We start from the raw sequence: 8,326 nt of genomic DNA, 5'->3' as shown, positions 1-8,326 counted from the left end.
TGTCCGGCTGTTGTCGGTGTACGGTTGATGGTGGGTGTCCGGCGCGGGTCGGTGTCCGGCATGGGTTGATGTCCGGCATGGCAGGCGAGTGAGCGGGTGCGCGACGCGGTCGTGTGCGCGCTGCGCGAACTGCGCGAGCAGGACGGCGCCGCGCTGCGCGAGGCCAGGCGGCGGCGCCTGCGCTGGTTCGGCACCTACAGGGAGAAGGTGGCTCTATGACGGACGGGCAGCAGCCGAGCGCCTGGGACGGCGCGCTGGCCGGCCTGGGCGCGCGGGACGCGGTGGCGATCCTGTGCCGGGGGCTGGCCGACGCCGTCCAGGCGGCACCCAGGCCGCCGAGCAGGGCGTGCGTCCGGCTGGGCAACGCGAGCATCGAGGTCGAGTGGCCGGCGCCGGCCGAGCCCGCCCCCGGCGCGTACGCGTCGCCGGTCCAGGAGCCGGGCCAGGAGACGGCGGGCCCCGCCACCGACACGACGGGGCACACGGTGCGGGCCGAGCTGGTGGGCACCTTCTACCGCAGGCCCGAGCCGGGCGCGAAACCGTTCGTCGAGGTCGGGGACCTCGTCGAGCCGGGCCAGCAGGTGGCCATCGTGGAGGCGATGAAGCTGATGAACCCCGTGACGGCGGACGTGGGCGGCCGGGTGTCGCACGTCCTCGTGGACGACGCCCAGAGCGTCGAGTACGACCAGCCGCTCATCGTGATCGACCAGGAAGCCGGCGAATGACCGGGGACACGCGCCGCCCGTTCGACACCGTCCTGGTGGCCAACCGCGGCGAGATCGCGCTGCGCATCGTACGGACGTGCCGGGAGATGGGCATCAGGACCGTCGTCGTGCACTCGTCGGTCGACCGCGACTCGGCCGCCGTACGCGCCGCCGACGTCGCCACCCAGATCGGTCCGGGACCGGCGAAACGCAGCTACCTCTACCCGCCGGCGATCATCGAGGCCGCGCTGCGCACCGGCGCGCAGGCCGTGCACCCCGGGTACGGGTTCCTGTCCGAGGACCCCGACTTCGCGGAGATCTGCGCGGCCAACGGCCTCGTCTTCGTCGGCGCCCGCCCCGAGGTCATGGCGAGACTCGGGGACAAGGCGCTGGCCAGGAGCATGATGGCGGACGCCGGCCTGCCGGTGCTGCCCGGCACGCCCGAACCCGTCGGCACCGTCGCCGACGTGGTGGAGGCCGGGCGGCGGATCGGCTTCCCGCTGATCATCAAGGCGGTGGCCGGCGGCGGCGGGCGCGGCATGGCGGTGGTGCGCAGGATGGAGGACCTGGCCGCCGCCTACCGCGCGACCGGCGCCGCCGCGCGCGCGGTGTTCGGCGACGGCCGGGTCTACCTCGAACGGCTGATGGAGCGGGCCAAGCACGTCGAGGTCCAGGTGCTGGCCGACGAGCACGGCTCGGTCGTGGCGCTCGGCGACCGCGACTGCTCCGTGCAGCGGCGGCACCAGAAGCTCATCGAGGAGACCCCCGCGCCCGGCGTGTCGCCCGGGGTGTCCGCCCGGCTCGCCGCGGCGGCGGTGGCCGGGGCGAAGGCGGCGGGCTTCACCGGGGCGGGGACGTTCGAGTTCCTGGTGGCCGGCGAGGAGTTCGCGTTCATCGAGGTCAACTCGCGCATCCAGGTCGAGCACCCGGTCACCGAGGCGGTGACCGGGATCGACATCGTCCGCGAACAGCTCTGGATCGCCGCCGGCCGGCCGCTCTCCTTCTCGCAGGAGGACGTCCGCCCGCGCGGCGTCGCCGTGGAGTGCCGGATCAACGCCGAGGACCCGGAGCGGAACTTCGCGCCGAGCGCGGGCACGCTGGGCGAGTTCGTGCCGCCGGGCGGCCCGTTCCTCCGCGTGGACACGCACGCCTACGCGGGGTACGCGGTGCCGCCCGACTATGACTCGCTGCTGGCCAAGGTGATCGCCTGGGGGCCCGATCGCGAGCAGGCGATCGCCAGGATGGAGCGGGCCCTGGCGGAGTTCCGCATCGAGGGCCGCGGCATCCGTACGACGAAGGCGCTGCTGCGGTCCGTGCTGGCCGACCCGGCCTTCCAGGCGGGCACCCACACCACGTCGCTGCTGACCGAGGGCGTCTCCGCGAACGGGACGCCCGCCCGCTCGGCGGGTTCACCCCCGGGTGCGAGCCGGGGGTGAACCGCCGAGGCGGGGTCAGGAGACGTGCGCATGTCCGGCACCGACGGCTCGGTAGGCCGCCGAGCCGTCGACCGGGCCCGCGTCCGCGAGCAGCAACCGCCCCGCCGCTCGCACGCTGGGTAGGAAACGGTAGTGCAGGTCCCCGTCCGATCCGAGTTCGGCGACCATCAGCTGGAACTCGACGAGCTCGTCCAGCAGCGACTCCGTCTGCGCCTCGGTCATGTCGAGCAGGCACGAGGCGAAGCGCGGCGTGAACGTCGAGAGGTCCAGCCTGGTGAGCTTGCGGAAGGCCTGCTGGACGCTCGGCGGGGCCAGCCGGTAACTCAGCTCCACGCTGGCGTACAGGAACAGCTCGTGGTGGTTGGGTGTGCCGGGTTCGGACGGCAGGCCGCTGGCCTTGACCACCTTGCTCAGCGGCCAGTGCCGTCTGAGCTGCAGCAGCGCGGCGGCCGCCTGCAGCGCCGTGGGCAGGCCGTCGCAGAGGCGGACCAGCTCGCGGGCGGCGGCCTCGTCCTGCATGACGCGGTGCTTGCCGAGCACGTTGATCAGCAGCCGCAGGCCCTCCTCGACGTTGAGCGGGCCCACCTCCACCACCGCGGTCACCACCGGCGCCGACAGCTGCCTGCGCGCGGTGACCAGGACGCCGCAGTCGGGGCTCGCCGGCACCAGCGGAAGCAGCTGGTCGGCGCGGACCACGTCGTCGAGGGTCACCAGCACGTGCCGGTCGGCCGTCCAGGTGCGGAAGAGCCGGGAGCGCTCGCTCAGCGTGCCGGGGATGCGGTCCTCAGGCACGTCGAGCGCGCGCAGGAACTCGGCGAGCACGTCGCGGGGGTCGGCGGGCCGGCCCTGGGCGTCCACCAGCCGAGCGTAGAGCTGGCCGTCGGGGTAGGGGCCGTTGGCCCGGTGCCCGACCTGCGCGCACAGCGCGGACTTGCCGGAGCCGGGTGGACCGGTGATGACGACCACCGGTGGCGCGTGATGCTGCCGCGCGGACAGTGCCCCCAGCACGGCGCCGACCTGCGGCTGCCGGCCGACCAGTGCGGTGCGCTCGGGGGGGAGCTGGCGCGGCGGCCTCGTACGGCTCAGCGTGACGGGCGCCCTGGGCTGGGGGAGTGCGAGGCTCTCGTCGGCCGCCAGGACGGCGCGATGCAGCTGTTCGAGGTCGCTGGACGGGTCGAGGCCCAGCTCGCCGGCGAGCGTGCTGCGGGTGCGCTGATAGACCTGCAGCGCCTCGGAGCGCCGGCCCGCGCGGTGCAGCGCCAGCATCAGCTTGCCCTGGAACCCTTCGTGGGTGGGCTGCTCGGCGGCCAGCCTGGTGAGCTCTCCGAGCAGCTCGTGGTGCCTGCCGAGGTAGAGGTCCGCCTCGATGCGGCGTTCGAGGGTGTTCCTGTTGATCTCCTCCAGCCGCAGCACCTCGGCCCGCAGCACGGGGCCGTGGCCGACGTCGACGAGCGCGGGCCCGCGCCACAGGCGCAGCGCGTGGGAGAGCGTGTCGGCCGCGGCGTTCATGTCGCCTGCCTCGAGCTCTCTCCTGCCCTGGTCGGACAGGCGCTCGAACCGCGTGGTGTCGAGCATGTCGGGGTCGAGGAACAGCGCGTAACCGTAGGGAGAGGTACGCAGCGCGGCGTCGGCGGGTGTGTCACCCGCGCCGCGCCCGTCCGGCGGCGTGCCCAGCCGCAACAGCTTGCGCAGCTGGTAGATGTAAGTCTGCAACGTGGTGGTCACACTCGCCGGCGGGTTGTCCTCCCAGAGCTCCTCAATGATCTTGTCGGTTCTGACGACGATGCTCGCCTGGACGGCCAGCAAACTGAGCACCGTGCGCAGTTTGGGGGCCGACGGCGTCAGGACGACGCCATGTCTGAGCACTTCCATTGGGCCGAGCAGGTTGATTTCCACCACCACACGCACCGTCCCCTGCATCCATTGGCCGGCGTACGTGCGGGAGGACCCCGCACGCCGCGCGCCATGCGTCTGCTTACCCGAGAGCGTGCGCCGACAGCGTTGAGACGTCACCCCGTTGTCGCCGGGCACACTGGACGATCTGCTTCCTCAAGGGAATTTAGCAGATGCGTGTTACAAGATCTCGAAATTCACTCGAAGATCACTGGGTTTCGGTAGATGGTGGTACTTGACTGAGAATATTTCCATATTCTGACAAATGGCATCAGGGAAATCCCTGAACTCATCCCCTAGTCCCGGTGCCGTCCTCCTGAGCGGATGCCGGCCGACGAGCCGTACGCCATTCGCGGAGTGGCCTTTGACCTGGGTATATTCCGAGTATGCCGAGCCGCGGCTCTTACCGGCGAGTAGTGGTCATCCCTGGTTTCACGATTCTTCCCCTTGGTTGCCTTGACATGGATAGATAATCGAGTCATTGCCATTGTGCTGTGCCGTTATGCGGAACGGGCCAGGACCATCGCGCTTTGGAACCCGCCGAAACCACTGCCCACACTCAGCACCACGTCCATTTCGTGGTCGCGCGCTGTGATCGGCACATAGTCCAGGTCGCATTCGGGATCGCGGTTGTGCAGATTGGCCGTGGGCGGCACGACCTGCCGTTCCAGGGCCAGAGCGCACGCCGCGACCTCCAGCGAGCCGATCGCACCGAGTGAGTGCCCGACCATCGACTTGATCGAGCTCGCCGGGATCTCGTACGCGCGCTGCCCGAGGCTGCGCTTGAACGCCGCCGTCTCGTGCCGGTCGTTCTGGCGCGTCCCCGAGCCGTGCGCGTTGATGTAGTCGACGTCCGCCGGGTCGATCCGCGCCTGGTCCATCGCCACCCTGATCGCCTCGGCCATCTCGCGTCCGTCGGGCCGCAGCCCGGTCATGTGGAAGGCGTTGCTGCGGCTGGCGAAACCGGCCAGGTGCGCGTAGATCCGGGCGCCGCGCCGCCGCGCCGACCCGGCCTCCTCCAGCACCATCACGGCGGCGCCCTCACCGAGCACGAAACCGTTCCTGGTCGCGTCGAACGGGCGCGAGGCGTGCTCGGGGTCGTCGTTGTTCGGCGAGGTCGCCCTGATCGCGTCGAAGCAGGCGGAGGTGATGGGCGACAGCGGCGCGTCCGTCGCCCCGGCGATCACGACGTCCGCCGCGCCCTCCTGGATGAGGACGGCGCCGTGGCCGACCGCGTCCAGCCCCGAGGTGCAGCCGGTCGAGATCAGCGCCGCCGGGCCCTCGGCGCCCGCCTCCCACGCCACCTCGACGGCCAGCGTGCTCGGCACCATGTAGCCGTACAGGTGCGGCACGCCGTAGGTGTGGTCGGCGAGCCAGTGGCGGCCCTCGTCGGTCAGGACCGTGTACTCCTCCTCAAGGCTCATCGTGCAGCCCACGGCGCTGCCGATGGCGACGCCGACCCGGTCCGGCTCGACGGTCCCGAAGTCGAGGCCGCTGTCGGCGACCGCCTCCCTGGTGCAGACCGTGGCGAACTGGGCCGCCCGGTCCATCCGCCTGACCTGCTGCGCCGACAGCCCCGCGGCCCTCGGGTCGAAGTCCACCTCCGCCGCGATCTGCGAGCGGAACCCGCTCGGGTCGAACAGCGTGATCCGCCGGGTCGCGGTACGCCCCTCGGTGAGCAGGTTCCAGAACGCCTCCCGGCCGATGCCGCCCGGCGCGACCACCCCGATGCCGGTGATCACCGCCTCTCTGCTCAACTCGGCCCCCCGACCTGCGGACCGGGCTCCTGCGGCGCCGGCAGTTGCTCGGTGTCCACGTGACCGAGCTCGGGACGGGGCGCCAGCGGCGACAGGTGGAAGACCACCTGCGCGCGCTCCGTCCCGACGTTCACCAGCCGGTGCCGTACGTCGATCGGCACCAGCAGCGAGTCGCCGGCATTCAGCGGCACCGGCGCGCCGTCCAGGCTCATCTCCAGCTCGCCCGCGACGACGTGCAGGAACTCCTCCGAGTACGGGTGGTAGTGCTCGGCGACGAACTCGCCGGCCTCCAGGTAGAGCACGCCGCCGAACCCGGAGGCGCAACCGGCCGTCTTGGGGCTCAGCGTGACCCTGATGTCGCCGCCGCGGCGGCGGTTGGGCGCCACGTCCTCGGTCTTCACCACGGCGGGCCTGGCCGTCTTGGCGATCTTCGCGCCGGTCGTCCCGGCCGTCGTCCCGGTGCTCGTCTCGGTGGTCACTGGATCCTCCCCTTGTCGCTGGTCCACACGTAGAACGGGCTCGCCATGGCGTCCTTCGGCTCCTTCCAGTCCGGGTCGTACGGCGCGACCAGCTTGGCCAGCCGCGCGTTGACGTCCTCATAGAGCGGGTGACTGCGCGCCTTGTAGAGGTTGGGGGAGATGTCCTCGTCCGCCTCGACGAGATGGAAGTAGAGGTCGTGGAAGTGGAAGAGCGTCCGCCTGCTCACCCCCACCATGTGGGGCAGCTCCGACTCGTCCGACACGCCGAACGTCTCGGCGATCGGCCCGATGTTGTCGGCGCTCCTGAGCTTGGCGACGATCAAGGTCCTGTGCACGTTCCTCGCCTCCTGCGGTGAGTGGGAAAGGCTGCCTCGATGGTGGCCGTACGCAGTGGAAAGATGCTCGAAGTAAGCTCCATCGGGCTCACCACCCGATCTCCCTGCCGCCGCTCAGGAAGACGCCAGAAGGCCCGTCGTCGGGCAGGGTGGCGGCGTCGGCGATGCCGGCGGCGGCCTGCTCGGGGGTCCGCTCCGCCATCGGCATCATCCTGGTCCTGGTCTGTCCCGGGTTGACCGCGTTGACCAGCACGCCGGTGCCCTTGGTGCAGGTGGCCAGCATCGTCGTCAGCCCGTTGACGGCGGCCTTCGACACCGAGTACGCCGGCGCCCCCGTCCACAGCCCGGCGCTGAACGACCCGGTGCCGCTGGAGACGAAGACCACCCGCCCCCAGCCCCTGTCGACCATGCCGGGCACGAACGCCTGGGCCACCCGCCAGCCGCCCAGCAGGTTGACCGCGAGCGTGCGCTCCACCACCTCCAGCGGCACCGCCAGCGGGTCGTCGCCGGCGTCGAGCAGCACGCCCGCGTTGCACACGAGCACGTCCACGGCGCCGAGCCGGGCCGCCGCCCGCCCGGCCGCGTCGGGATCGGTGACGTCGAGGGGATGGGCGCGGACGTCGGGGCCGATGCGCGCGGCGGCCTCGGCGGCGGCGTCGCCGTCCCGCGCGGTGACGATGACGCGCAGGCCCCGGCGACGCAGCTCGGCGGCGGTCGCGTGCCCCAGCCCTCGGTTGGCCCCGGTGATCAGGGCGGTGCGTGGTTCGCTCATGCCGTCACGATGGCCGCGCCCGCTCGATGCGCGACGGTGCCGCGCTCCAGCGAGTCTCCAGGGCGCGGTGCCATCGTCGGCGCAGGAGCACGCGCCCTCCGACCGGCTCTGCAGGCGGGCGCGACCGCGATCAGCCGAGGAGGAGATGCCCCATGCGGGTGCTGTTCACGACCTGGGCCTGGCCCTCGCACCTGTACGCGCTGGTCCCGCTGGCCCGCGCCTGCCGCGCCGCGGGGCACGAGGTGATCGTCGCCAGCGAGCCAGGACTGACCCGCGACGTCCTGCGCGCCGACCTGCCGGCGGCGGTCGTGGGAACGGACGTCGACACGGCCGGGATGGTCCACGAGTTCCTGCTGCCCCTGCCGGGCGACCCCGCGCCGGTGCGCGACGGCAAGGGGCCCAGGGTGCTGCGCATGCTGATGGCGCACGCGGAGACCATGACGCCCGGCCTCGTCGAGCTGATCAGGGACTGGCGGGCCGACCTCGTGGTGTACGACCAGGTGACGCTGGCGGGACCGGTCGCCTCGGCGGTCACCGGCGTCCCTGCCGTGCGCCAGCTCTACGGCGTGGACCTGCTGCAGCGGGCCCGCGGCGTGCTGCCGGACGCGCTGGCGCCGCTCGCGGAGCGGCTCGGCGCGGGGCCGGTGGACCCGTACGGCACGATGAGCGTGGACCCGGTGCCCACGGGCATGCAGCTGCCCGGCGAGCACCGGGTGCTGCCGATGCGGCACCTGCCCTACAACGGGCCGGAGGCCGCGCCCTGGCGCCCGCCGGCCACACGCGGCCGGCCCCGGGTGTGCGTGAGCTGGGGGCACACCATCGCGAAGGTGGACCCGTCCAGGTTCGTCGCCGGCCGGATCGCCGCGGCGCTCGCGGGAGCGGGCTTCGACGTGGTGCTCGCGGTCTCCGCCGCGCAGCGCGACCTGCTCGCCGCCCGGCCCGACCTGCGG

9 protein-coding genes are annotated in these 8,326 nt (G+C 72.3%); 4 read left to right on the top strand and 5 right to left on the bottom strand.

From position 1 onward, the window contains the following. The first annotated feature begins 96 nt into the window (after nt 1–96). Genes ABZW11_RS45855 through ABZW11_RS45845 form a run of 3 tightly spaced genes read left to right on the top strand, consistent with a single transcriptional unit; the run spans nt 97 to nt 2,140 of the window. Nucleotides 97–219 carry a hypothetical protein gene (locus ABZW11_RS45855; protein WP_355432757.1) on the top strand — a complete coding sequence of 41 codons (123 nt, stop codon included), beginning with the start codon at nt 97–99 and terminating at the stop codon, nt 217–219. Next, nucleotides 216–725, top strand: coding sequence for an acetyl-CoA carboxylase biotin carboxyl carrier protein (gene accB, locus ABZW11_RS45850; protein ID WP_355432755.1), 510 nt, complete (start codon nt 216–218; stop codon nt 723–725). The genes ABZW11_RS45855 and accB overlap by 4 nt, the downstream gene beginning before the upstream one ends. Beyond that, nucleotides 722–2,140: a biotin carboxylase N-terminal domain-containing protein gene (locus tag ABZW11_RS45845; protein WP_355432752.1), complete on the top strand. Its 1,419-nt coding sequence runs from the start codon at nt 722–724 to the stop codon at nt 2,138–2,140. The genes accB and ABZW11_RS45845 overlap by 4 nt, the downstream gene beginning before the upstream one ends. Nucleotides 2,141–2,155: 15 nt before the next feature. Here the strand turns inward: ABZW11_RS45845 and ABZW11_RS45840 are convergent, their stop codons facing one another. The 5 genes from ABZW11_RS45840 to ABZW11_RS45820 all read right to left on the bottom strand — a co-directional run bounded on the left by ABZW11_RS45840 (nt 2,156) and on the right by ABZW11_RS45820 (nt 7,376). Next, the gene (locus ABZW11_RS45840; RefSeq protein ID WP_355432751.1) at nt 2,156–4,012 is read right to left on the bottom strand and encodes a BTAD domain-containing putative transcriptional regulator; all 1,857 of its coding nucleotides are present in this window, start codon (nt 4,010–4,012) and stop codon (nt 2,156–2,158) included. Nucleotides 4,013–4,533: 521 nt separating this feature from the next. Then, the gene (locus ABZW11_RS45835; protein WP_355432748.1) at nt 4,534–5,790 is read right to left on the bottom strand and encodes a beta-ketoacyl-[acyl-carrier-protein] synthase family protein; all 1,257 of its coding nucleotides are present in this window, start codon (nt 5,788–5,790) and stop codon (nt 4,534–4,536) included. Beyond that, nucleotides 5,787–6,269, bottom strand: coding sequence for a cupin domain-containing protein (locus tag ABZW11_RS45830; RefSeq protein WP_355432745.1), 483 nt, complete (start codon nt 6,267–6,269; stop codon nt 5,787–5,789). The genes ABZW11_RS45835 and ABZW11_RS45830 overlap by 4 nt, the downstream gene beginning before the upstream one ends. After that, on the bottom strand, nt 6,266–6,604 hold the full coding sequence (locus ABZW11_RS45825; protein WP_355432742.1) for a TcmI family type II polyketide cyclase: 339 nt from the start codon (nt 6,602–6,604) through the stop codon (nt 6,266–6,268). Before ABZW11_RS45825 ends, ABZW11_RS45830 begins: the two co-directional genes overlap by 4 nt. Nucleotides 6,605–6,692: 88 nt before the next feature. Continuing rightward, the gene (locus ABZW11_RS45820; RefSeq protein ID WP_355432740.1) at nt 6,693–7,376 is read right to left on the bottom strand and encodes an SDR family NAD(P)-dependent oxidoreductase; all 684 of its coding nucleotides are present in this window, start codon (nt 7,374–7,376) and stop codon (nt 6,693–6,695) included. A gap of 152 nt (nt 7,377–7,528) precedes the next feature. Here ABZW11_RS45820 and ABZW11_RS45815 point away from each other — a divergent pair. Next, nucleotides 7,529–8,326, top strand: a 798-nt coding sequence (locus tag ABZW11_RS45815) for a protein IroB (RefSeq protein WP_355432737.1), incomplete at its 3' end; no start/stop codon positions are given.

This window comes from Nonomuraea sp. NPDC004580 (assembly GCF_040609855.1).
In the GTDB taxonomy this organism is placed as follows: domain Bacteria; phylum Actinomycetota; class Actinomycetes; order Streptosporangiales; family Streptosporangiaceae; genus Nonomuraea; species Nonomuraea salmonea.
Note: the sequence above shows the minus strand (reverse complement) of the source record. Positions and strands in the feature narration are given on the sequence as shown.

Excerpts from the sequence above, each read along its gene's own strand:
- ABZW11_RS45845 (WP_355432752.1), top strand. The coding sequence starts at position 722 with ATGACCGGGGACACGCGCCGCCCGTTCGACACCGTCCTGGTGGCCAAC.
- ABZW11_RS45820 (WP_355432740.1), bottom strand. The coding sequence starts at position 7,376 with ATGAGCGAACCACGCACCGCCCTGATCACCGGGGCCAACCGAGGGCTG.
- accB (WP_355432755.1), top strand. The coding sequence starts at position 216 with ATGACGGACGGGCAGCAGCCGAGCGCCTGGGACGGCGCGCTGGCCGGC.
- ABZW11_RS45840 (WP_355432751.1), bottom strand. The coding sequence starts at position 4,012 with ATGGAAGTGCTCAGACATGGCGTCGTCCTGACGCCGTCGGCCCCCAAA.